Raw genomic sequence first — 22852 nt, 5'->3', positions numbered from 1 at the left:
CCTGCGATGAACTCGCATCGTTGGGGGAGTTTGAATCAGGTGGCTACGCCTGTTCGCGTCTTACCTGCGGACAAATCGCGCTGTTTGTGTGCATACCTCTGCCGGTCGTTTACCCACCTTTACTTGCCTGCACCTATTCCCGGCTTGCATGATTGGCCACGACTAATAATGCCTGGCGGGCCGAACCTGCCGAAAAAAATAGGTAAAAAACATAATGGATCATGTGAATCGCGGTTTCAGCAGTTGGCTCCAGTCTCCCGGCCATAAAGCCTGGTTGGCGCAGGAGGGAGAGCGACTGCTGGCGTTCGCCAAGGCAGCAAAATTACCTCTGGGCTTTGGCAACCTTGATGATCATGGGCGGCTGCCCGCCGATGCTATCGCGCAAACCATGAACACCGCCCGTATGACCCACAGTTTTGCCCTGGCTCACATCAACGGCATCCCTGGTTGTGCCGCATGGGTCGATCATGGGATCGCAGCGTTGGCGGGGCCATTGCGTGATGCCGAGCACGGCGGCTGGTTCGCCAAACCGTTGCAACACAGCACCGATACTGGCAAGGCGGCGTATTTGCATGCCTTCGTCGCGTTGGCCGCCAGCTCCGCAGTCGTGGCAAAACGCCCTGGCGCGCGAGCGCTGCTGGAGCAGGCGATTGAAGTCATCAATCAGCGTTTCTGGAGCGAAGACGAGGGCGCGATGCGTGAGTCCTTCGCCCGCGACTGGAGTCAGGAAGAAAGCTATCGCGGCGCCAACAGCAATATGCACAGCACTGAAGCGTTTCTGGCGCTGGCTGATGTAACGGGCGACACGCAATGGCTGGAGCGGGCCCTGCGCATTGTCGAACGGGTCATTCATCAATACGCGGCGGGCAATAATCATCAGGTGATCGAGCATTTCAGTTCGCTGTGGCGACCGGTGCTTGAGTACAACCACGACAAGCCTGACGACGGCTTCCGCCCCTATGGCACCACGCCCGGCCATGCCTTTGAATGGTCGCGACTGCTGCTGCACCTTGAGGCCGCGCGGCAGAAAGCCAAACTGCCGACGCCGACCTGGCTGCTCGACGATGCGCGTGGCCTGTTCGAAAATGCCTGCCGCTATGGGTGGGATGTCGATGGCGCGCCCGGCATTGTCTACACCCTCGATTGGCAAAACCGCCCCGTGGTTCGCCACCGGCTGCACTGGACCCATGCCGAAGCCTGCGCTGCGGCCGCCGCGTTGTTGCAGCGCACGGGGCAAGAACACTACGAAACCTGGTATCGGGTGTTCTGGGAGTTCACCGAAAACCTGTTCATCGACCACCAACACGGCAGTTGGCGTCATGAGCTCAACCCGCAGAACCAGCCAAGCGCCGACATTTGGCCCGGCAAACCCGACCTGTACCACGCCTATCAAGCAACCTTATTACCGGTGTTGCCGCTGGCGCAAAGCCTGGCGACGGCGTTGGCGCGTTTGTCGTGAGCAAAGGTGTCGGTTTTATTGCCGGGTGGTCGGTGCTGGCGCGAGGGGCGATGTCGAGGTTGAACTGGGCTGATCATCTCTTGTAGGCGCCGCCGAAGGCTGCGCTAGCTGCGCATATAGATCAGATCGTCAGGATGTGGCCAAGCCTTCGTGAACTCGCACCACCCTCAATCCACCTTCAGTTCAATCCACGTCGGGGCATGGTCACTGGCGTGGGGCAAATCCCGGACCCAGCGATCCACCCCGGCATCGATCAGCTTGGGGGCTAGATCGGCGCTCAACAGCAGATGGTCGATGCGCAGCCCTGAATTGGTTTTCCAATGGTTGCGAAAATAGTCCCAGAACGTATAAATCCGCTCGTTCGGGAAGTGTGAGCGCAGGGCGTCGGTCCAGCCCTGATTCAGCAGGCGTTGATAACACGCGCGGCTTTCTGGCTGCAGTAATGCGTCCTTAAGCCATGAGCGGGTGTTGTAGATGTCTTCGTCGGTGGGGACAACGTTGTAATCACCGGCGAGTACCACCGGATGCGTACTCTTGAATAACGTCTCGGCGTGGGCGATCAACTGATCGAACCATGCCAGTTTGTAATCGAATTTGGGCCCTGGTTGTGGGTTGCCGTTGGGCAGGTACAGACAGCCAACGATCACCCCTTGCACGGCGGCTTCCAGGTAACGGCTGTGCGTGTCCTTTTCGTTGCCCGGCAGGCCCCGACGAATTTCCAGTGGCTCCATGTCTTTGGCGAGAATGGCTACGCCGTTCCACGAAGACTGCCCGTACCAGATCGCGCCATATCCGGCCTTGCGAATTTCAGCCGCAGGAAAGGCAGCATCCGTGGCTTTGAGCTCTTGGAGGCAGACCACATCGGGTGCTTGCGTTTTCAGCCACTCCAGCAGGATCGGCAGTCGCGCACGGATGCCATTGATATTGAACGTGGCAATTTTCAGGCTGTTCACGGCAAGCTCCTCTGAGCTGGGATAAAGCGTTTGAGGGGCTGGTTACACAGAAGATTCACTGAAAAAATGCAGTTTGCTCAAGCCATCCGTTCAGTCACGCGAATGACCTGCCTGACGATATATGAGCCGGTCACAATCACGCCAAACAGGCGCAAGGTTTGCATCGCCAATACGAAGCCGACATCCGAATGGGTATCGATGGCGATGATGGCCATCGCGTCGAGGCCGCCGGGGCTGGTCGCCAGGTACACCGAGAGGAAATCCTTGCCCATTATTGCGGCGATCACGTAAGCGGAAATCGCACACAGGACGATCAACAGCAGCGCGCCGAAAACCATCGCAGGTAAACGCCGCCACACGTAATGGACAGTGACTCGGTCAAAGCGCAAGCCGATATAGCTGCCAATCGCCCCGTAAGCCACGGCCAGCAACCACGGCGGCAGGGTGATTTGCAGCAACCCGCTCAATTGCAGCGCGCCCCCCAACATCAATGGCACCAGCAGCGCGCCGGCGGGCACCTTGGCGCCCAGCGTTACCCCCACGACTATGACCAACAGGCTCAAGCCGAGATTCAGCAGGTCCAGGCCTTCCATTACGTTGGCGCTGCTGTGCGCATCCGTGCCGCCGCCGTCGACGCCCAACAAGCGGCTGACCAACGCGCCGACCATCACCACGCAGACCACCCGTACATATTGCATGGTCGCAACCACTCGCGAGTCGGCGCCGTGGTCCTCAGACATAGCCACCATCGCGGACGCCGCTCCCGGAGATGTACCCCATGCGGCGGTGCTGCCCTGAATGCCGCCCCAACGCGCGAGCCCGATCCCGACCAACGCGCTGAGCGCCACCGTCAAGATCGTCCCGAGCACCATGATGTGCCAGGAATGCGCCGCAGTCAGCAACACCGCCATGGTCATCGAGTGGGCCACCAGTACACCGACCGCGCCCTGTCCAAGACGGAACACGTGCCGGTTCAAGCGGATTGATGCGCCACTGAGACCGAAGCCGATAGCAACCAGCATCGGTCCGAGGAACAACGCGGCAGGGATATTGAAATATTTGAAGAGTTGACCGGCGGCGCCAGCCACCAGAATGAGCAATAGCCATTGCGGCAGCGGATGCAGGCTTTCCAGTGAGAACGACGAGGGGCGCGACAACACAGATCTCCAAAGCATGGGCTATTCCGAGTGGGGTGAATCCCGATGGGAGGATCTTCGAAAAGCTTTCCAGCGATGCAAGTATCGACAGTGCAATCGATCAAGTCTATTTTCGAATAGTCATGAATTGATAACTTTGGTTGATATATGGACCTGCGAGACCTCACCTATTTTGAAACCATCGCCGAATTGGGCCATCTCGGTCGTGCGGCCGAAAAACTCAACCGTAGTCAGCCAGCGCTGACCAAAAGTATCCAGCGGCTGGAGGAGTCGTTCGGCACCAAACTGTTTCAGCGCGATGGTCGGCGGATCAAGCTGACGCCAGTGGGCGAGTTACTCCAGGCGCGGGGCAAGGTGTTGCAGCAAAGCATCGCCCAGACCCAGCGTGAAGTCCGGGATTTCGCCAGCGGCGCGGTGGGCAATATTCGTCTCGGATGCGCCGCGACCATGGCTGAGCATTTGTTACCGGAGTTGACCAACGCCTTGCTCAAGCATGCGCCAGAGTTGACGTTAAAGCTGGTGATCGGTCAGGACGACATGCTTCGCGAGCAACTGAGGGCAGGGCAGTTGGACATGATCATTTGCCCGCAATTGGTGGATGATCATGAATTCATCGGACATCCGATCCTTACGGACGAAGCGGTGGTGATCGCCAGTCGCAACCATCCGATTTTCAAGGCGCCGTTTCAGATGAGCGATTTGTGCCAGTACCGCTGGGTGTTACCGCCGGTGAGTGTGTCTTCGCGCAAGTGGGTAGACGAGGTGTTCGCCTCTCACAACTTGCCGTTGCCTGTGGTGCAGGTCGAAGCCAATTCCATCTCTTTGTTGCCGCGGCTTATTGCGCAGACGCACCTGTTGAGTTTCATTGCTCGGGAAACGCTGGCGTACGGCAAGAACATGCAGCATCTGCGCGAAGTGCCGTTGAAACAGACCACCATGTCCCGGACCATTTGTGTCAGCGTGCGTCGCGAGGGGTATCTGTCGCCTGCGGCTCATGCCATGGTGCAAATGCTGCGCGACAGCAGCGACGAGTTTTTCCGCTGGATCTGAACCAGGGCTTCATTTTTTTGGTCCGGGTACGTTAGCCTGCGGATGAATCCTCAAGAGTTGGAGAGAGCTGATGCATGTACAGCAAAACACGCCGTCCTGCCTGAACGTGAGGTCGCTGCTTGCGAGCGACGAAGATGAGGATCATCATTTTGGCGGTGACCAATCGCCGTTGAACGATGCCGACGCTGATGAAGACAGCGATCCCGAAGGCGAATTGGATCTTAGTGACCTGGGGCTTGATGAGTTCGGCGATGCCGACAAACTGGATATCGGGGCTTCGACGTTGGGTTGAGCGAGTGCAAGCGCCCTGTAGATACTCTGTTCTCGGTCAAGCTTTCAGCAGGTGTTATTTGCTTAAAAGCCTGGCCGTATAAAAAGGGCCAGAACGCCCTGTAGGAGCGCGGCTTGTCCCGCGACCTGGCGCGCAGCGGCAGTGAATCCGGTGTGCGCGGTCTGCCTGTCCCACCGTGTGCGCAGGTTTACGACGGGTTCCCCGCCGGTCGCGGGACAAGCCCAGCCCCTACAGAGAACGAGTCTAGCCAGCAACAGGGGTGTTTCCCCTGAGTAAGTACCCCGCCAACCCCTCGACCCCAACTTCAACACTGGTACTGCTGCCAACCCAACTGCACGCCAGCATCAAATTGCGTGGGAGGCCGAAATCCTCGACCTGAAAACCCTGCTCATCGAAGCCTTGCTCGTCATGCGTGATCATTTCCCGCAGCGTGCCGGTCGCCTGGAAATACGCCCACACCGGTTTGCCCAGTGCTACTGCCATGCCCACCTCGAAAGCCGTGCCTGAATCCGGCTCCCAGCCACGAAACAGATTGAGATTGGCCAGGACCGCGTCGCAGCGTCTGATCATGTTGATATTGGCGTCGCAGATCATTGCGGCCGTCTTCTGCGGTGTGGATGTCGGTGGTACGTCATTATCGAACGGGTATAACCCCTCCAGGCCATGTGCTTCACACAGTGACTTCAGGTAGCGCCCGTGTTCGGTGGCGTTTGCCCGGAACACGTCGAACCCAGCCAGATAAACGCGCGGTGGTGTGGTCTGCGTCATGTCAATTCCTTGAGCGAGTGCTTGGCGGGGATTCTAACGCCAGACCGGGATACCGTTGATCAGTCGATTCTCACAGTGCTGTAGGACGGGGCTGGAATCTGTACGGATAACCAGTATCCTGATGTCCTTCCTGGCGGCCAGTGTGATGTTTCCCGTGAGCAGTTCACCCCTCGATAATCCCTTTTATTACCTGGATAATTTCTGTCAGGTCCTGGACTGGATTGCTCAGCGCTACGACGATCTGCTGGATGAGCAGGAGCGTGCATTCATCACTGATTTCGCCCAGTTGCCGCAGTCTGCGCAGGCGTTGTTGGTGCGTATGGTGATGCGCAAAGGTGCGTTGTTTCGCGCCAGCAAGCTGGACTACCCGGAAATCGGCGATGTCCGACTCGTGGTGTTGCCGTTGTTGGCGTGTGGTTGGGTCGATTCCCGGCCTGCGCTTGATATCAACGAGCTATTCACGTTGCTGCGCAAAGCTGAACTGAGCACCTGTTTTAAGACGCATGGAGTTAAAAGCAGCGAGAAGAAGGCCGATCTGCTGGAGCGCCTGCTGCCGTTTTACCCGCACTCACAGGCGTTGGAGCATTGGTTTGCAGACTTCGACGAAGTGATCTTTGGCCTTCAGGTGATGCCGATCTGTGACCGATTGCGCCTGTTGTATTTCGGCAATCTCTACCAAGAGTGGTCGGAGTTCGTGCTGGCGGATTTGGGCATCTATCGCTATGAAAAAGTCGAGTTTTCCGCCGAGTCCAGGGCAATCAACCAACGTGCCGATATCGACGTTTGCATAGCGCTGCATGCGTGTCGTCAGGCCTTGGACGAGGGCCTGGCGCTTGAGGAGCTGGCGCCGCGAGCCATGGCCATCGCGACACAAAACCCTTGGCTGTCGATGCGCCGCGCCAAGCTGCTGTTTCAGATCGGCCAGCAGGCCGAGCGTGAGCAGGACTGGCCACTGGCGTTGAGCGTCTATGAGCAGTCGAGTTATCCCGGCGCACGTGTGCGCAGGATTCGGGTGCTGGAACGCAGCGAAGCATACGTCGCGGCCATGGCGCTGTTGGAGCAAGCGCAAGTAGCGCCGCAAAATGATGCAGAAACCCAGCATCTGCTGCGGATCTATCCTCGATTGCTGCGCAAGCTCGGCGGCGCTGGCCCACGGCGTCGGGTCGCACGCGCAGTGGAGCGGCTGGATGTAAGCGTGACACCGTTGGCGGATTTCAGTGTCGAGCAGTTGATCCAACTGCATTTGATGCGAGAGGGCGGCGAAGTGCATTACGTCGAGAATGCACTGATCAATTCGTTGTTTGGTCTGCTCTGCTGGTCAGCGATTTTTGCACCGTTGCCGGGGGCGTTTTTCCATCCGTTTCATCGCGAGCCGAGCGATCTCTACAGCCCAGATTTTTATCAACGGCGGGCGCAATTGTTCGATGACTGCCTGGCGCGGCTGGATGACCAAACCTATCAGCAGGTTATTCGCGAACATTTCGTCAGTAAATTCGGTCTGCAATCGCCCTTCGTCTTCTGGGGCGCTCTGACGCCTGAGTTGCTGGAGCAGGCGCTACATTGCCTGCCAGCGGAGCACTTGCGGCATTGGTTTAGGCGGTTATTGCAGGACATCAAGGCTAACCGCACCGGCATGCCGGACCTGATCCAGTTTTTCCCGGAGCAGCGCCAGTATCGAATGATCGAGGTCAAAGGCCCGGGGGACCGACTGCAGGACAACCAACTGCGCTGGCTGGATTTTTGCGCCGAACATGGCATGCCGGTGGTGGTGTGTTATGTGCAGTGGACGCCGGAAGAGGTGCTGGCGGGCTGATCAAGCCTCTTCGCGGGCAGGCGGAACGCCGCCCGGCCTCGCTCCAACATATCCTTCGGTCTTCAGTGCCTCACCTTTTTGGGCACCAAAGGCAGTGGCGCGAACAGCGCCTCAATGTCGTCATCCTTGAGCTTCCAGTCACCCGTTGTCCGGCCATCCAGCACGCCTGCCGCCAGCGCTGACTTTTCCTGCTGCAAGTGCTGAATTTTCTCTTCCACTGTGCCTCGGGCAATCATCTTGTAGACGAACACCGGTTTTTCCTGACCGATACGATAGGCGCGGTCGGTGGCCTGGTTTTCCGCCGCAGGGTTCCACCAGGGATCGTAGTGAATCACGGTGTCGGCGGCTGTCAGGTTCAAGCCTGTCCCGCCGGCCTTCAGGCTGATGAGGAAGATCGAGTGTTTGCCGCTCTGGAAATCCTGCACCGGGGTGCGGCGGTCCTTGGTGGCGCCCGTCAGCAGTGCGTAGTCGATGCCGCGTTGTTCAAGTTCAGCTTCGATCAGGCTCAACATCGAGGTGAACTGCGAGAACAACAAAATCTTGCGACCTTCGGCCAGCAGTTCCTCAAGCATTTCCATCAGGCTTTGCAGCTTGGCGGAGCTTGAGTAGCGACCGGTGGTGGGCGGGCTGTTGACCAGGCGCAAGTCACAACAGACCTGACGTAATTTAAGCAGCGCCTCAAGGATGATGATCTGGCTGCGCGCCACACCTTTTTTGGTGATCTCGTCGCGGACTTTCTTGTCCATTGCCAGGCGCATGGTTTCGTACACGTCACGTTGTGCGTCATTGAGTTCGACCCAATGCACGATTTCGGTCTTGGGCGGCAACTCGGTGGCAACTTGTTCTTTGGTGCGTCGCAGCAGGAACGGTTTGATCCGCGCATTCAAATGCTGCAGACGCTCCTCGTTGCCGAGTTTTTCAATCGGTGTGCGGTAGTTGCTGTTGAACTGTTTGCTGTCGCCCAGCCAGCCTGGCATCAGGAAGTGGAACAACTACCACAGCTCACCCAAGTGGTTTTCCAGTGGCGTGCCGCTCAGGCACAGCCGCTGGCGTGCGTTCAAGGCGCGTGCGGCTTGAGCTGCCTTGCTCTTGGGGTTTTTGATGTATTGCGCTTCGTCGAGCACCAACACATGCAGCAACTGCTTGCTGAGCAGTGCCTCGTCCCGAGGCAGCAGGGCGTAGGTGGTGAGAATCAGGTCGTAGTCCTGCAGGCTCACATACTCCTGATGACGATTGGCACCGTACAACGCCAGCACCTTGAGTTGAGGCGTGAAATGCTTGGCTTCATCGACCCAGTTGGGGATCAGGCTGGTGGGCATCACCGCGAGCGCTGGGCGATCCAGTCGACCGGCCTGTTTTTCCACCAGTAAGTGCGTCAGGGTTTGTAGGGTTTTACCCAGGCCCATGTCATCCGCCAGCACGCCGCCGACCTCCAGTTCGCGCAGCGCTTGCATCCAGTTCAAACCTTCGAGTTGATACGGACGCAACGTGGCGTTAAGGCCTTTGGGCAGCTTGACCTTGGTACTTTTGATGTTGCTCAGGCGCTCGGCAAACTGCCGCAAACGATCGCCGCCTTGCCACACCAGCGGCATATCATCCAGATACTTAAGCCGCGGCGCATCGGCGGTGTTCAGGCGAATGGTGTCGTTGCCGTCCTCGCGCCAATAGAAGTCGCCGAGGGTTGCCAGCACGGTTTTCAATCGGCCATAAGGCAACGCGACCTGTATCGGTACGCCACCGCGTTGGGTGAAGTGATTGAGTTGCACCAGCAGTTGTTCGTCGTCCCGACGTTTGGCGATGCCGTTGAGGGTCATCAGCTCGGGATGGCTGCGCAGCAGGTTGATCAGGATCGGCAACAGGCTCAGGCGTTCGCCGTTGACGATGATGCCCAGTTCCAGATCGAACCAGTCGCGCTCGGGCTCGTCATCGACCACGGCGTACCAGTCTTCAACGGGTGTCACGTCGAAACCGAAATCCTCGCTCATTTCGATCTGCCAGTCCTGCTCACGCAGCAGCGGCAAGTCGTTGAGCATGAAATGCAGCCAGGCCTTGTCGTTGGGCAGTTCGAACATTTCTCCGGCGCTGTCGGGTAAAGCCTTGCTTTGGCGGGTGGCCAGTTTGAACCCCAGGTTCTGCAACTGTTGACGGTATCGTTTTTCCAGCTCGGGATGCCTGCGGATACGCAGAGTCCTCGTTTCCTGGTGTTGGACGATATCGGCTTCCTTGTTGCCGAACGCGTGGTGGACGTCATAACCAAATGCCAGTGCAGCACGGTGTTGGATATGCCGCTGCATTTTGCCGTTGCGCGGCTCGTAGGCGCTGAACTCGAAACTGGCCAGCGTCAGGCGAGGTACGGGCTGGAGATTGTCCACCAGCAGTTCGGGTAATCGGGCCCTGGCTTCGACCGCTTTGGCTAATTGCGCATCAAGCGTGGCCGTGACAAGGGCTTGATTTTCTGGAAGGCCGAGCGTGAACAGTGCGGCTATGCAGTGTTTGCAGTCGCTGTGAACAGGGCAGGTGCACGTCCCCACGATAAAGCGGCGGTATTTGGCCGGGTCCTTGAATTGCAAGGTTTGTCGATAAGCTTCGGCGCCAGAGCCACGACACACCGTGACGACCTGTTCATCGCCAATATGTTTGATGGTGATGCGCTGTTGCTGGGCGTAGCTTTGCCCACGCTCTACAAACTGCGCTTTGAACAGAGGTTCCCATGGCATGGCCAGGGCTTTTTCCAGGAGGGATGACACAGTTCGGGGTAGCCCTACGCAATGCTTAAAGAGAAGAAACCTTGATCAGCAGGGCCAGACTTCCGTTATCCATGTAGGTCAACTCGCCATTTTTCACCCGGGTCGATTGCCGCATGCGTTCGCTGGTAATCAGTACGCCGTGGGCGTCGAGCTGATTGACCCAGAAATTCGCGTCGATGTCGGTAAAGCGCGCCAGCGCCAGGCTGACGGTGCCCTCGATGGGGAAATGACCAAATTGCTCCTGACCACTGCTGAGCGCAACTTTGCTTGGCGTTGCGCTTAATTCCTGCTGCCACGCGGTGTGCAACATCACCTTATAAATGCCGCTGGCGTCCAGCTTGTTGGCCAGATCGTCGAGCGTCGTTGAACGCTGGTCTTCAGTGGCCAGCTTGCGTGCGCCTTGTGCCCAGCCTTCAGGTGAAGGCTGGTTGGTGGCTGCGGGCTGATCGGTCTGGCGAAACAGAATGATCTCGACCTGAAAGGTGCCATCGGCAAACGCAACGGGGGCAAACAGCACCAGCAGCAGAGTCAGCGAGCGGAACAAACGCATGGTGCATCCTTCAAGCAGTTTTCGGGGTCAGGCGCTCGAACAGCGCTTCCAGATGATTGAAACGCTCTTCGGGGCGCTCCATCGGTACCGAGAATTTGAACAGCGTGGCGCCTTCGAATTTGTAACGGTTGGGCTGCCCCTGGATCAGCTTGATCAGCGCCAACGGGTCCACTGGAGTATCGGTGCCAAATTCGATTCGTCCACCCTGGGGCCCGGCGTCAACCTTTTTGATTCCCAGTTGCTCGGCCTTGAGCTTGAGCGACGTCAGGCGCACCAGGTTTTTGGTTGGCTCGGGCAGCAGGCCGAAGCGGTCGATCATTTCCACTTGCAGGTCTTTCAAGCCTTCTTCGTCGGCGGCGTTGGCGATGCGTTTGTAGAGGATCAGGCGTGTGTGAACGTCCGGCAGATAGGCTTCGGGAATCAGTGCTGGCAAGCGCAGATTGATTTCCGGACCGCCGCCCAGTGGCTGGTCGAGGTTGGGCTGTTCGCCCTTGCGAATCGCCTTGACCGCGCGCTCGAGCATTTCCATATAAAGGGTAAAGCCGACGGCCTGGATCTGCCCGCTTTGGCCATCGCCCAGCAACTCGCCAGCGCCACGGATTTCCAGGTCGTTGGTGGCCAGCACAAAGCCTGCGCCCAAATCCTGGGTATTGGCGATGGCTTCCAGACGCTTCTCGGCGTCGGGGGTGATCTGTTTACGCGGTGGCGTCAACAGATAGGCATAGGCCTGGTGGTGGCTGCGTCCCACCCGACCGCGCAACTGGTGCAACTGCGCCAGGCCGAATTTGTCGGCACGCTCGATGATGATGGTGTTGGCACTTGGCACGTCGATACCGGTCTCGATGATGGTCGAGGCGATCAGCACGTTGAAGCGCTTGTGGTAGAAATCGCTCATCACCTGTTCGAGATCACGTTCGTGCATCTGTCCGTGACCAATGCCGATGCGCGCTTCGGGCACCAGTTCGGCCAGATCGGCGGCGCATTTCTCGATGGTCTTCACGTCGTTGTGCAGATAGTAAACCTGACCGCCGCGCAACAGCTCGCGCAGCAAGGCCTCTTTGACCGTCGGTTTGTTCTGTTCCATGACGAAGGTGCGCACCGACAGACGACGCGCAGGCGGCGTGGCGATGATCGACAAGTCGCGCATCCCGGCCACGGCCATGTTCAGCGTGCGCGGAATCGGCGTTGCGGTCAGGGTCAGGATGTCGACTTCACTGCGCAGCGCCTTGAGCTGTTCTTTCTGACGCACCCCAAAGCGGTGTTCCTCGTCGATGATCACCAGCCCCAGGTTTTTGATCTTGACGTCGTCTTGCAGCAGCTTGTGGGTGCCGATGACGATATCGATCTTGCCCTCGGCCAGATCGGCCACGGCAGCGTTGATTTCCTTGGTCGATTTGAAGCGGCTCATCACCTCAACGCTCACCGGCCAGTCGGCAAAACGGTCGCGGAAGCTGTTGTAGTGCTGCTGGGCGAGCAGGGTGGTCGGCACCAGAATCGCGACCTGACGCCCGCCATGCACGGCAATGAAGGCTGCGCGCATGGCCACTTCGGTCTTGCCAAAGCCCACGTCGCCGCAAACCAGGCGGTCCATCGGCTTGGGCGCCAGCATGTCGGCGCGCACGGCGTCGATGGTGGTTTGTTGGTCCGGCGTTTCTTCGAACGGGAAACCGGCGCTGAAGGTTTCGTAGTCGGCTTTCGGGTCGGCGAACGCATAACCTTCGCGGGCGGCGCGTCGGGCATAGATGTCGAGCAATTCGGCGGCGACGTCGCGCACCTGCTCGGCAGCCTTGCGCTTGGCCTTCTGCCAGGTTTCCGAGCCCAGGCGGTGCAGCGGCGCCAAGGCGTCATCGCTGCCGGTGTAACGGGCGATCAGGTGCAGGTTGGCGACCGGGACATAGAGCTTGGCGTCCTCGGCGTAGGCCAGCATCAGGAACTCGGCGACCTGGTTTTCCACCTCCAGCGTTGCCAGGCCGAGGTAGCGGCCAACACCGTGGTCGATGTGTACCACGGGCGCACCTTCGCGCAGTTCGGTGAGGTTTTTGATGACCGCATCGGCGCTGTGGCCATCGGCGCGTTTTTCCCGGCGACGGCGCTGCATGACGCGTTGGCCAAACAGCGGGCTTTCCGCGACGAGTGCCAGCGCTGGGTCTTCCAGCACCAAGCCTTCGTCCAGTGGCGCAATGGTGATCGCCAGGCGTTCTTTGCTGTCGACGAAATCCTGCCAACTGTCCACAGTTTTTGGCCGCAGTTTCAGGCGCTCAAGCAGCTCGAGCAGTACTTCACGGCGCCCGGCGGATTCGGCAGTGAACAACACGCGGCCGGGGAACTGATCAAGGAAACTCGACAGCGCACCGAGCGGCTGAGCCGCTTTGGCTTCTATCGCCAGATTGGGCAACGGCTGGGCCGGGAAACGATCACGGCCCACACCGGTTTCGATATCGTCCTGACTGACCACCACGCGTGGCCAGGTCTTCAGGCGGGCGAAGCAGTCTTCCACGGGCAAGAACAGCTCGGTCGGCGGCAGTAATGGGCGTTCGGGGTCGTGGCGACGGTCTTCATAACGATTGCGAACGTCATTCCAGAAGGTGTCGGCGGCATGCTCGATCCCGGGCATCGAGAACACCTGGGTGTCCTGTGGCAGGTAATCGAACAGGGTGGAGGTTTCTTCGAAGAACAGCGGCAGGTAATACTCGATGCCCGCCGGGGTAATGCCGCTGCTCAAGTCCTGGAAAATCGTGTTTCGGCGGAAGTCGACGTCGAATCGCTCTCGAAAACGTGCCTTGAAGCCCGTGACGGCTTCTTTTTGCAGCGGGAACTCCTTGGCCGGCAACAGGCGCACCGAATCGACTTTGTCGATGGAACGCTGGGTTTCCGGCTCGAAGGTGCGCAAGGTTTCGATTTCATCGTCGAACAGGTCGATCCGGTACGGCAGTTTGCTGCCCATCGGGAACAAGTCGATCAGCGCACCGCGCACGGTGAATTCGCCGTGCTCATAAACGGTATCGACATAACGGTAGCCACTGGCTTCCAGGCGGCTGCGCATCAGGTCGAGGTCGAGTTTCTGGCCAACGTCCAGCACCAGGCTGCTGCCGAGCAGAAATTGTGTCGGCGCCAAGCGGTGCAGGGCGGTGGTGATCGGCACTACCAGCACGCCATGTTCCAGTTCCGGCAACCGGTACAGGCTGGCGATACGCTGGGAAATGATGTCCTGATGCGGCGAGAACAAATCGTAGGGCAGGGTTTCCCAGTCAGGGAAATGCAGCACCGGCAGATGGGGGGCGAAAAATTTCAACTCCTGCTCGAGTCGCTCAGCGCTTTGGCTGTCGGCGGTCAAAAGCAAGGTGAAACGTTTCGCCGCGCTGGCGGCCTCGGCAATTGCCAGGCTTTGAGCGGCACCGGGCAGATTGCCCCAATGGGTTTTGCCTGCGGCAGCAGGAAGTTTCGGTAGGCGCAGAACGGGCACGGAAGATAAAGCTCCAGGCGTTGCGGCAGGGCTGGGGATTGTAACTAAAGAAAGAATCCGCTGTCAGTTTTACGACCGCGCAATTATGTAGTGCTCAGTGACCTGACAACCGTGCATTGCTCAGAAACAAAGGCGCGGTCATAATGTAGCCCCTTTTTTCAGCCCCTACATGTGGAAGGTTCCCGTGACTCAGAAGCCCGACCAGTGTCTTGGTGAATGGATCGATCGTGAGGCCCTCGCCGAGGCGATGATCCCGCTTATCGGTCAGCTCTACCGCAATAATAATGTGGTGAGTTCGATCTATGGCCGCAGCCTGATCAACCGTTCAGTCATCGCAATTATCAAAGCCCACCGCTTTGCGCGTCATCGTCAACCCGACGCTAGCGAGTTGTCCGTACACGAGACTTTCCCGCTCATCAAAGCGATGAGCGAGCTTAAACTGGGTGCCGCTTCGGTGGATCTGGGCAAGCTGGCCGTTAAGTACAAGGCCCAAGGCAATGGCCGCACTGCCGAGCAGTTCGTCCGTGAAGAAATGGCCGATGTTGTTGGCAAGCAAGGCACCAGTCCACGCAAAGGCACGGACGTCGTGCTCTACGGTTTTGGCCGTATCGGTCGTTTGCTGGCGCGTATCCTGATTGAAAAAACCGGTGGCGGCGACGGTTTGCGTTTGCGCGCTATCGTTGTGCGCAAAGGTGCCGAGAACGATCTGGTCAAGCGTGCCAGCCTGTTGCGTCGCGACTCGGTACATGGTCCGTTCGACGGCACTATCACCATCGACGAAGCCAACAACACCATCAGCGCCAATGGCAACCTGATTCAGGTGATTTACGCCAAGAACCCGACCGAGGTGGATTACACCCAGTACGGTATCAAGGATGCATTGCTGGTGGACAACACCGGTGTGTGGCGTGATGCCGAGGGTTTGAGCCAGCACTTGCAGTGCCCAGGTATCGCCCGTGTGGTGCTGACCGCTCCGGGCAAAGGCAAGCTGAAGAACATCGTTCATGGTATCAACCACCAGGAAATCACTGCCGACGACAAGATCATTTCGGCGGCCTCCTGCACCACCAATGCCATCGTTCCGGTGCTCAAAGCGATCAACGACAAGTTTGGCATCGTCAATGGTCACGTTGAAACGGTTCACTCGTACACCAACGACCAGAACCTGATCGACAACTTCCACAAAGGTGATCGCCGTGGCCGTAGTGCCGCGCTGAACATGGTCATCACCGAAACAGGTGCTGCCACCGCTGCCGCCAAGGCGCTGCCTGAGCTGGCTGGCAAGCTGACCGGCAACGCGATCCGCGTTCCAACGCCGAACGTATCGATGGCGATTCTCAACCTGAACCTTGAGCACTCCACTAGCCGTGAGGAAGTCAACGAGTACCTACGCCATGTCGCGCTGTATTCGGACCTGCACAAGCAGATCGACTTCGTGAACTCCCAGGAAGTGGTTTCGACTGACTTCGTTGGGTCGCGTCACGCCGGTGTGGTCGATGCCGAGGCCACCATCTGCAACGATAACCGCGTTGTCCTGTACGTTTGGTACGACAACGAATTCGGTTACAGCTGCCAGGTGGTTCGCGTGATGGAAGAGATGGCTGGGGTCAACCCGCCAGCGTTTCCGAAATAAGATCTGCGGCAAGTCTTAGCTCAAGCAACATGAAAACACCCCGACCGTTCGGGGTGTTTTTGTGTCTGCGCCAGGCAAACGCAACCCGCTTGGCTAGCGGTGGTCACGCTGATGACTGGAGGTGAGGTCCACATAGCGCCAGAACACGGCGCTATCGCCCTATCAGAGCGATAACCATCAAATTACTCGTCGCGGCCTTCCATCATCGTGCGCTTGAGCATCACGTATACCGCGCCAGCACCGCCGTGTTTGGCCAGGCACGAGGTGAAGCCCAGCACTTGTGGGTGTTGACGCAGCCAAGTATTGACGTGACTTTTGATCATCGGCCGTTTGCCGTCCAGACGCACCGCCTTGCCATGGGTGATGCGCACGCAGCGTATTTCCAGCTTGGTGGCTTCGGCGAGAAATTCCCACATGGTCTCGCGTGCCAACTCGACGCTCATGCCATGAAGGTCCAAGCTGCCTTCGAAGCTGATTTGCCCAAGTTTGAGCTTGCGCATCTGACCTTCCTGAACACCGTCGCGGGCCCAGTTCAGCGTGTCTTCGGGGCCGACGTCGATCACGAACTGATCGGACAAGCCATCAACGGTCACTGAGTCGGTACGCACGGTGGCAGCCTGGCGTAGTTTCGCCAGATTCTTACGGTCGGGTTTGGGTTTGCCTGTGTCGGCATACTGGACCTTGATCGGCTTTACGCCGCGGGTCTCGCTTCGAAACAGGGAAAAATCGTCGTCTTGCATGATGGCCTCCGCGAAGGCCGTTAGTTTAACCAAGTCACGCCACGATCACCGCGACTAAAAGCATGAATGATCGACAGAGGCAAAGAAAACGCGGCGTTAGTCGTGCTTCTTCATCAAATGCGGGGACATGTTCAACTCACTGGAGCGACGGCTGCGACGACGGCTGCGACGCCACATCCAGATGCCTACATATAAAAACAACAGGCCAAGCACGATACTGACGATGGCACCGGCCGGGCTGGCATTCAGTTCGCCCAAGGCAGGAGGGTGACCAATCAGGCTGGCAACGCCGGCCATCGCCGACAGCACGCCAAGCGTTGCCAGCACCGCAGCAAACGCGGCGCCCAAGCGCATCCGCCAATTGCTCTGGCCTTTTGGGCGTAAGCGGCGGGCATCAAAACCATCGGATATTTTCATTCCGATTTCCTCTAGGGGTATCGGCGCTCTGACCAGCATATGCCGGGGTTGTTCCCATTCGGTCAGGTTTCTACGACAAACACGAGCGGTAAATGGATCAGCGGTTATGCGTGGCCAGAGACACGCAATCGCGCGTTTGCGGTCTCGGTTTTACACAGTACGGTTTTCAGGAACTGCCTTGGGGGTAGCGCAGTGAGTCATCAGCGCATAGAAATCACGCAGGGTCAGCTCCTGATTGGGGCTTGGGCTTATATCAGCTCTCTGGTCGTGGCAAGTGTGGCGAAGTTGTCGGCCATGATTGCCATCTCCGTCTGTTGTACCACGTCGGCCTTGATCACTCCGTGTGGCGTCGGCAAGTCGCGGGTGGCACAAGCGTCTTCAACCAGGGTGCAGCGGTAGCCATAATCCTTGGCGGCGCGCACGGTCGTGCTGATGCTGGAGTGGCTCATGAAACCACACACCACCAGATCAAGATGACCGAAGCTCTGTAGCAGGTCATGCAAGCCCGTACCGTTGAATGCGTTCGGCAATCGCTTTTCGACCACAGGCTCATCAGCTTGCGGCAGCAATTGCGGGACGAACTCACCACGCGGTCCTTGCGGGTCGAACATGCCGCCAACCGTGCCGAGATGACGGACATGGACGATTTTGCATTTGGCTGCACGGGCCGCTGCGGATAACTGGACGATGTTGGCGATGGCTTCGTGAACACCCGTCAGGGCCAGTGGACCGCTGAGGTATTCTTTTTGAGCGTCAATGATGATCAGCGTGGCATTACTCAAAGTGGCCGCCGCATAACCACGGCCACTGAGTTGAAACATGGTCTTTGGACCGGAGTTTGAAACAGACATCTGGGGCTCCTTCGAGTGGGGCTTTTGCCACATTGTCCACTGGCTGAGCGATTCTGTGAATCGCAATGCTCACAGGCCTCGCTTTTTGCCGGGCTTTTTGCCGTGCTCAAAGCCGTCGAGCAGGTCGCGATTGCTGTCATATTGCCTGCAAATTCAGTGAAAGGCAGGGAAAGTTTTTTTCGACGTCCGACCTCGCGAGCAGAGCATCGTTTGTTGCGTGGATGGCTGTTAGAATCGCCGGTCGTTTTTTCAGGAGTTTGCCATGATCACTTCCCGACTGCGCACCCTGCGCGATCATATCCGTTGGGCTGTCAGCCGTTTTCACGGGGAAGATCTGTTTCACGGTCACGGCACTGATAATGCCTGGGACGAAGCCCGTCAGTTGGTGTTGGGCGCTTTGCACCTGCCATGGGAAATCGCCGACAGCTACCTGGATTGCAACCTTGAAGAGGATGAGCTGGTCCATGTGCAACGCCTGATCAAGCGTCGCATCGACGAGCGCGTGCCGACCGCCTATCTGCTGGGCGAAGCATGGTTCTGCGGGATGTCGTTCATCGTCGATGAGCGTGTATTGATTCCACGTTCGCCAATCGGTGAGTTGATCGAAAACCGTTTTGAGCCTTGGCTGGCAGCTGAACCTGTACGGATTCTCGATCTATGCACGGGGTCTGGTTGCATTGGCATCGCTTGCGCTGACGTGTTCGCGCAAGCCGAAGTGGTCTTGGCGGACCTGTCGTACGAAGCGTTGGAAGTGGCCAATCGCAACATCGAACGCCATGGCGTAGATGCGCGGGTATACACCGTTCAGGGCGACGGATTCGATGGATTGCCGGGTCAGCGGTTTGACCTGATCGTATCGAACCCGCCTTATGTCGACGCCGAAGACTTCGCTGACATGCCCGACGAATACCAGCATGAGCCGGAGTTGGCGTTGGCCTGTGGCGATGATGGTTTGAATCTGGTGCGCCGGATGCTCAGCCAGGCGGCAGATCATCTGACCGAGAAAGGCTTGCTGATCGTGGAAGTGGGCAACAGCCAGGTTCACGTCGAAGCGCTTTATCCAGAAGTCGATTTCGCCTGGCTGGAGTTCCAGAGTGGCGGGCATGGCGTGTTCATGTTGACAGCCGAACAGTGCCGTCAGCATCAGGCGCTGTTTGCTTCGCGAGTTTAAATTTTCCAGGCCAGATACGCTTATGCAGGAGCTACCGAAGGCTGCGATCAGGTATGACACACGATGTCGTTCATCGGATTAATCGCAGCCTTGGGCAGTTTCCACAGGATTTCAGCTCCCATTAACGACCACATTGTTTCAACGATGCGTCGCAATCCAGATCAATAACCCCGCCTGAAACACCGCGAACGTGACCAGGCACGCGATAGTGAAACGCAGTCCACTGTCCTCGCGGCGGTATTTGCTGACTTTTTCCTCGTGTTTCTTGATCGTCACGTCCTGTTCAATAAGCTTCTGTTCGGCTTGCTGCAGCATTTGCGCGGCGTCGAGCGTTTCGACGATCTGAACCTTGTCGGCATTCCAGGTGCTGTTGAGATTACCGACCTTGACGTCTTTGATGGTGCCCTTGAGGTGTTGCGCATCGGCGTAAACCACCTCAAAGCCTTGAGTCTTGAGAAAGTGATCGCGGCGCGCACGCGTGTCTTCATTGAGCGCGTCTTTATTGGCCAGCGCGGTGCCTTCGACCTTGTATTGCGACCAGTGCTTCTGCGCCCAGTGGATGCCGCGAGCGAGCATGAAGCGACCCAGCCCGCGGTTCCACGGCTCGATTTGCAGGCCAGATTCTGGACCGACACGTACCGTGAGATGGGTGTGGTCGACCCAGATATCCAAGTGATTCTGTTCTTTGCGGGTCTTTTGCGCCGGCAGTTGATAGCTCATGCGCAGCAGGCTGAACTCCTTGCTGTTGCGCTCGGCGTGACCGAATTGAGCGAAGCGCAACGGCCGAGCGCCGGTAGCACGGTCAGTCGGCAGCGGGGCAAGGCGTAACATCAGAAAATGTTCGGCCTGAACGTCCTCCCACAGCACCGGGGCGGCAACTTCGGCTTCGGCGTCGGCAGGTGTTGCGCCCGGCTCGGCCAAGGCGGTGTTTTCAGTCATCACGTCGGTCCTGTTCTTGACATCGCTGGGCAACACAATGCCAGCAACTCGCTATCGGCCGTTTTTCGTGAATCTGAAGGGGCGGTTTCCTTGGGTGAAAAAACCGCCTCGCCTTACGCAGCGGGCAATGTACTGATGAATTTCAGGATGTGGCTCGATACTTCGGCGGCCAGCGGTAATTGCGGATCTTTGTAGGATGCCAATTGACGCTTGATGTCGTTGGGCACGATGCGCAGTACGTGGTTCATACCGTCGATGATGGCGATGTCAGAGTCTGGTTTGGCCTGATGCAACAACTCCGCGTCGCCCACACCCACCTGCATGTCATTGCGTCCCTGGACGATCAAAGTGGGTACTTTCAGTTGGCCAAACGCGGCCGTCGGATTTTGCCGGAACAGGGAGATCAGGTAGGGCTGGACGCTGGGTCGAAACACCACTTGCAGGGCGGGGGGCACGTCGTTATCGGTTTTGCCGGCCTTGATTTCTTCAATCAACTGCTCGCTGCGGGCGAGCAGGGGAGGTGGCAACTGGTACTGCAATTGTTCGCGGAGCACTTGATCGACAGGTCGCCCAGTACCTGCGACGGAAATCACCGCCGCAGCTCCTGCTTGTTCGGCAGCGAGGGAGGCAACCAGGGCGCCTTCACTGTGCCCCAGCAAAATCAGCTGGCTCAGACGAGGGTCGGCCTTGAGCTTCTGGCCCCAGGCTTGAGCGTCGGCCACATATTTTTCGATGCTCAGGTCGCGCTCGTCAGGGGTCGCCGGTCTGCTGGCGGCCACCCCGCGTTTGTCGTAGCGCACGCTGGCGATGTTGTGCTTGGCAAGGATCACCGCCAGGCGCTTGAGACTGTCGTTGCGGCCACCGTCGGTGTTATTGCCATCGCGGTCGGTCGGGCCTGAACCGGCAATGATCAGCACGACAGGCACTGGCGTCGGGGATTTTGGCAGCAGCAGGGTGCCAAACAACTCGCCAGTCCCGGTGTCCAGGCTGATCGGGCGTTGCAGGACAACAGGAGGGGCGGCATGCGCCACGCCGGTCAACACGGTCAGGGTCACGATGATTGCTCGCAGCGGCAGAAAAGCCTGTATCAGGGAAATCCCACGTAACTTGGGTAACGTACGTAGCGTGCGTAACATTGGGCGTAACATCGGAAAGCCAGCATCTGATTCAGTGCCGATTGGACGCGATCAATCCAATAAGGTTCGAGGATGAACTACACGAGCAGCCTGCGTATACTGCTGTGCTTGAGTTTTTGATCGACTTTTCGGAGCGTCCTGCATGTCCGGCAATACCTACGGCAAGCTGTTCACTGTTACCACTGCTGGCGAAAGCCATGGCCCGGCGTTGGTTGCGATCATTGACGGCTGCCCCCCGGGACTTGAACTGTCGCTGCAAGACCTGCAACTGGACCTGGATCGCCGCAAGCCCGGCACCAGCCGCCACACCACCCAGCGTCAGGAAGCGGACGAGGTGGAAATCCTTTCCGGCGTGTTCGAGGGCAAGACCACCGGTAGCTCCATTGGTCTGCTGATTCGTAATACCGACCAAAAGTCCAAGGATTACTCGTCGATCCAGGACCTGTTCCGTCCGGCTCACGCCGACTACACCTACCACCACAAATATGGCGTGCGCGACTATCGCGGCGGCGGTCGTAGCTCAGCGCGGGAAACCGCCATGCGCGTGGCAGCCGGCGCTATTGCCAAAAAGTACCTCGCCAGCCAGGGTATCAGCGTGCGTGGCTACATGAGCCAGTTGGGGCCGATCGAAATCGGGTTCAAAACCTGGGAGTCGGTCGAGCAAAACGCCTTCTTCAGCCCAGATCCGGACAAAGTACCGGAGCTGGAAGCCTACATGGACCAGTTGCGTCGTGATCAGGACTCTGTGGGCGCCAGGATAACCGTGGTGGCCGACGGCGTAATGCCAGGCCTTGGGGAGCCGATTTTCGACCGTCTCGACGCCGAGCTGGCCCATGCGATGATGAGCATCAACGCGGTGAAGGGCGTGGAGATTGGTGCCGGATTCGCTAGTGTCGCTCAACGTGGCACCGAACATCGCGACGAACTGACACCCGAAGGTTTTGTGTCGAACAATGCGGGCGGGATTCTCGGCGGTATTTCGTCCGGCCAGCCGATTGTGGTGCATCTGGCGCTCAAACCAACGTCCAGCATTACCACGCCAGGTCGTTCGATTGACGTTCACGGTAACGCAGTCGAGGTGATCACCAAGGGTCGACATGACCCTTGCGTTGGCATCCGTGCCACGCCGATTGCCGAAGCGATGATGGCCATTGTGTTGATGGACCATCTGTTGCGTCATCGTGGGCAGAACGCCGACGTTTGCGTCAGCACGCCGGTTCTGGGTCAGCTGTAATGCCCGATTCGAGTCACGCTGCCAAGGGGGCATGACCTTGGCAGCGCTTCCTTACTGGCGACTGTCCAGTTTTTACCTATTCTATTTCGCATTGCTGGGGGCCACGGCTCCGTTTCTGGCGTTGTATTTCGATCATCTCGGTTTCTCCAGCGCGCGCATCGGCGAACTGGTGGCAATCCCTATGCTGATGCGCTGTGTCGCGCCCAATATCTGGGGCTGGCTGGGGGATTACACCGGGCGGCGGCTGGCGATCGTGCGCTTGGGCGCGGTCTGCACACTGGCGGCGTTTTCACTGATTCTGGTCGACAAGAGTTACGCTTGGCTGGCGATGGTCATGGCGCTGCATGCGTTCTTCTGGCATGCCGTACTGCCGCAATTTGAGGTGATCACGCTGGCGCATTTGCGGGGCCAGATTTCTCGCTACAGCCAGATCCGACTGTGGGGCTCTATCGGTTTTATCCTGACCGTGGTCGCACTGG

At 58.3% G+C, this 22852-nt stretch carries 18 protein-coding genes and 1 pseudogene; 8 read left to right on the top strand and 11 right to left on the bottom strand.

What is annotated here, in order from left to right; translation table 11 throughout:
* The first annotated feature begins 214 nt into the window (after positions 1 to 214).
* Positions 215 to 1459, top strand: a complete 1245-nt coding sequence (locus VGC62_RS22100) for an AGE family epimerase/isomerase (RefSeq protein WP_331189208.1) — start codon at positions 215 to 217, stop codon at positions 1457 to 1459.
* A gap of 167 nt (positions 1460 to 1626) precedes the next feature.
* Here VGC62_RS22100 and VGC62_RS22095 read toward each other — a convergent pair whose 3' ends face one another.
* Together VGC62_RS22095 and VGC62_RS22090 are read right to left on the bottom strand one after the other, a co-directional pair.
* Positions 1627 to 2412 (bottom strand): exodeoxyribonuclease III, encoded by a 786-nt coding sequence (locus VGC62_RS22095; RefSeq protein ID WP_331189207.1) that lies wholly within the window; start codon positions 2410 to 2412, stop codon positions 1627 to 1629.
* A gap of 77 nt (positions 2413 to 2489) precedes the next feature.
* Complete coding sequence (locus tag VGC62_RS22090) at positions 2490 to 3569, bottom strand: AbrB family transcriptional regulator (RefSeq protein ID WP_331189219.1); 1080 nt, start codon at positions 3567 to 3569, stop codon at positions 2490 to 2492.
* 147 nt (positions 3570 to 3716) lie between these two features.
* Here VGC62_RS22090 and VGC62_RS22085 point away from each other — a divergent pair, with 147 nt between their 5' ends.
* Entirely contained in the window at positions 3717 to 4619 is a 903-nt protein-coding gene (locus tag VGC62_RS22085) for a LysR family transcriptional regulator (RefSeq protein WP_331189206.1), read from the top strand.
* A gap of 70 nt (positions 4620 to 4689) precedes the next feature.
* Positions 4690 to 4911: a hypothetical protein gene (locus tag VGC62_RS22080; RefSeq protein ID WP_331189205.1), complete on the top strand. Its 222-nt coding sequence runs from the start codon at positions 4690 to 4692 to the stop codon at positions 4909 to 4911.
* Positions 4912 to 5154: 243 nt separating this feature from the next.
* On the opposite strand, the gene VGC62_RS22075 is transcribed toward VGC62_RS22080, so the two are convergent.
* Positions 5155 to 5679, bottom strand: a complete 525-nt coding sequence (locus VGC62_RS22075; protein ID WP_331189204.1) for a nucleoside 2-deoxyribosyltransferase — start codon at positions 5677 to 5679, stop codon at positions 5155 to 5157.
* A gap of 145 nt (positions 5680 to 5824) precedes the next feature.
* Between VGC62_RS22075 and VGC62_RS22070 the strand changes: the two genes are divergently transcribed.
* Positions 5825 to 7492, top strand: a complete 1668-nt coding sequence (locus tag VGC62_RS22070) for a VRR-NUC domain-containing protein (RefSeq protein ID WP_331189218.1) — start codon at positions 5825 to 5827, stop codon at positions 7490 to 7492.
* A 62-nt stretch (positions 7493 to 7554) separates the two neighbouring features.
* Here VGC62_RS22070 and VGC62_RS22065 read toward each other — a convergent pair.
* From VGC62_RS22065 to mfd, 3 genes and pseudogenes are all read right to left on the bottom strand, one after another.
* Positions 7555 to 10239 (bottom strand): annotated as a pseudogene (locus tag VGC62_RS22065) (SNF2-related protein).
* A 25-nt stretch (positions 10240 to 10264) separates the two neighbouring features.
* Entirely contained in the window at positions 10265 to 10789 is a 525-nt protein-coding gene (locus VGC62_RS22060) for a CsiV family protein (protein WP_331189203.1), read from the bottom strand.
* A 10-nt stretch (positions 10790 to 10799) separates the two neighbouring features.
* Entirely contained in the window at positions 10800 to 14252 is a 3453-nt protein-coding gene (mfd, locus tag VGC62_RS22055) for a transcription-repair coupling factor (RefSeq protein WP_331189202.1), read from the bottom strand.
* Between the two features lie 169 nt (positions 14253 to 14421).
* On the opposite strand from mfd, the gene VGC62_RS22050 reads away from it, so the two are divergent.
* Positions 14422 to 15885, top strand: coding sequence for a glyceraldehyde-3-phosphate dehydrogenase (locus tag VGC62_RS22050; protein ID WP_331189201.1), 1464 nt, complete (start codon positions 14422 to 14424; stop codon positions 15883 to 15885).
* A 182-nt stretch (positions 15886 to 16067) separates the two neighbouring features.
* On the opposite strand, the gene VGC62_RS22045 is transcribed toward VGC62_RS22050, so the two are convergent.
* The 3 genes from VGC62_RS22045 to VGC62_RS22035 all read right to left on the bottom strand — a co-directional run bounded on the left by VGC62_RS22045 (position 16068) and on the right by VGC62_RS22035 (position 17893).
* Positions 16068 to 16625 carry a Smr/MutS family protein gene (locus tag VGC62_RS22045; protein WP_331189200.1) on the bottom strand — a complete coding sequence of 186 codons (558 nt, stop codon included), beginning with the start codon at positions 16623 to 16625 and terminating at the stop codon, positions 16068 to 16070.
* Between the two features lie 96 nt (positions 16626 to 16721).
* The gene (locus VGC62_RS22040; protein ID WP_331189199.1) at positions 16722 to 17042 is read right to left on the bottom strand and encodes a hypothetical protein; all 321 of its coding nucleotides are present in this window, start codon (positions 17040 to 17042) and stop codon (positions 16722 to 16724) included.
* A gap of 248 nt (positions 17043 to 17290) precedes the next feature.
* Positions 17291 to 17893 carry a cysteine hydrolase family protein gene (locus tag VGC62_RS22035; protein ID WP_331189198.1) on the bottom strand — a complete coding sequence of 201 codons (603 nt, stop codon included), beginning with the start codon at positions 17891 to 17893 and terminating at the stop codon, positions 17291 to 17293.
* Positions 17894 to 18155: 262 nt separating this feature from the next.
* Between VGC62_RS22035 and prmB the strand changes: the two genes are divergently transcribed.
* Positions 18156 to 19064 carry a 50S ribosomal protein L3 N(5)-glutamine methyltransferase gene (gene prmB / locus VGC62_RS22030; RefSeq protein ID WP_331189197.1) on the top strand — a complete coding sequence of 303 codons (909 nt, stop codon included), beginning with the start codon at positions 18156 to 18158 and terminating at the stop codon, positions 19062 to 19064.
* A gap of 138 nt (positions 19065 to 19202) precedes the next feature.
* Here the strand turns inward: prmB and VGC62_RS22025 are convergent, their stop codons facing one another.
* Entirely contained in the window at positions 19203 to 20003 is an 801-nt protein-coding gene (locus VGC62_RS22025; RefSeq protein ID WP_331189196.1) for a hypothetical protein, read from the bottom strand.
* 113 nt (positions 20004 to 20116) lie between these two features.
* Positions 20117 to 21151 (bottom strand): alpha/beta hydrolase, encoded by a 1035-nt coding sequence (locus tag VGC62_RS22020; protein WP_414705834.1) that lies wholly within the window; start codon positions 21149 to 21151, stop codon positions 20117 to 20119.
* 130 nt (positions 21152 to 21281) lie between these two features.
* Here VGC62_RS22020 and aroC point away from each other — a divergent pair, with 130 nt between their 5' ends.
* A complete protein-coding gene (gene aroC / locus VGC62_RS22015; protein ID WP_331189195.1) occupies positions 21282 to 22373 on the top strand; it encodes a chorismate synthase in 1092 nt (363 codons plus the stop codon).
* A gap of 31 nt (positions 22374 to 22404) precedes the next feature.
* Positions 22405 to 22852, top strand: a 448-nt coding sequence (locus VGC62_RS22010; RefSeq protein ID WP_331189194.1) for an MFS transporter, incomplete at its 3' end; no start/stop codon positions are given.

This window comes from Pseudomonas sp. (assembly GCF_036404235.1).
Taxonomy (GTDB): domain Bacteria; phylum Pseudomonadota; class Gammaproteobacteria; order Pseudomonadales; family Pseudomonadaceae; genus Aquipseudomonas.
Note: the sequence above shows the minus strand (reverse complement) of the source record. Positions and strands in the feature narration are given on the sequence as shown.

Excerpts from the sequence above, each read along its gene's own strand:
- VGC62_RS22100 (WP_331189208.1), top strand. The coding sequence starts at position 215 with ATGGATCATGTGAATCGCGGTTTCAGCAGTTGGCTCCAGTCTCCCGGC.
- VGC62_RS22085 (WP_331189206.1), top strand. The coding sequence starts at position 3,717 with ATGGACCTGCGAGACCTCACCTATTTTGAAACCATCGCCGAATTGGGC.
- VGC62_RS22080 (WP_331189205.1), top strand. The coding sequence starts at position 4,690 with ATGCATGTACAGCAAAACACGCCGTCCTGCCTGAACGTGAGGTCGCTG.
- VGC62_RS22075 (WP_331189204.1), bottom strand. The coding sequence starts at position 5,679 with ATGACGCAGACCACACCACCGCGCGTTTATCTGGCTGGGTTCGACGTG.
- VGC62_RS22070 (WP_331189218.1), top strand. The coding sequence starts at position 5,825 with ATGTTTCCCGTGAGCAGTTCACCCCTCGATAATCCCTTTTATTACCTG.
- VGC62_RS22060 (WP_331189203.1), bottom strand. The coding sequence starts at position 10,789 with ATGCGTTTGTTCCGCTCGCTGACTCTGCTGCTGGTGCTGTTTGCCCCC.
- VGC62_RS22050 (WP_331189201.1), top strand. The coding sequence starts at position 14,422 with ATGTGGAAGGTTCCCGTGACTCAGAAGCCCGACCAGTGTCTTGGTGAA.
- VGC62_RS22045 (WP_331189200.1), bottom strand. The coding sequence starts at position 16,625 with ATGCAAGACGACGATTTTTCCCTGTTTCGAAGCGAGACCCGCGGCGTA.
- VGC62_RS22040 (WP_331189199.1), bottom strand. The coding sequence starts at position 17,042 with ATGAAAATATCCGATGGTTTTGATGCCCGCCGCTTACGCCCAAAAGGC.
- VGC62_RS22035 (WP_331189198.1), bottom strand. The coding sequence starts at position 17,893 with ATGTCTGTTTCAAACTCCGGTCCAAAGACCATGTTTCAACTCAGTGGC.
- prmB (WP_331189197.1), top strand. The coding sequence starts at position 18,156 with ATGATCACTTCCCGACTGCGCACCCTGCGCGATCATATCCGTTGGGCT.
- VGC62_RS22025 (WP_331189196.1), bottom strand. The coding sequence starts at position 20,003 with ATGACTGAAAACACCGCCTTGGCCGAGCCGGGCGCAACACCTGCCGAC.
- VGC62_RS22020 (WP_414705834.1), bottom strand. The coding sequence starts at position 21,151 with ATGTTACGCCCAATGTTACGCACGCTACGTACGTTACCCAAGTTACGT.
- aroC (WP_331189195.1), top strand. The coding sequence starts at position 21,282 with ATGTCCGGCAATACCTACGGCAAGCTGTTCACTGTTACCACTGCTGGC.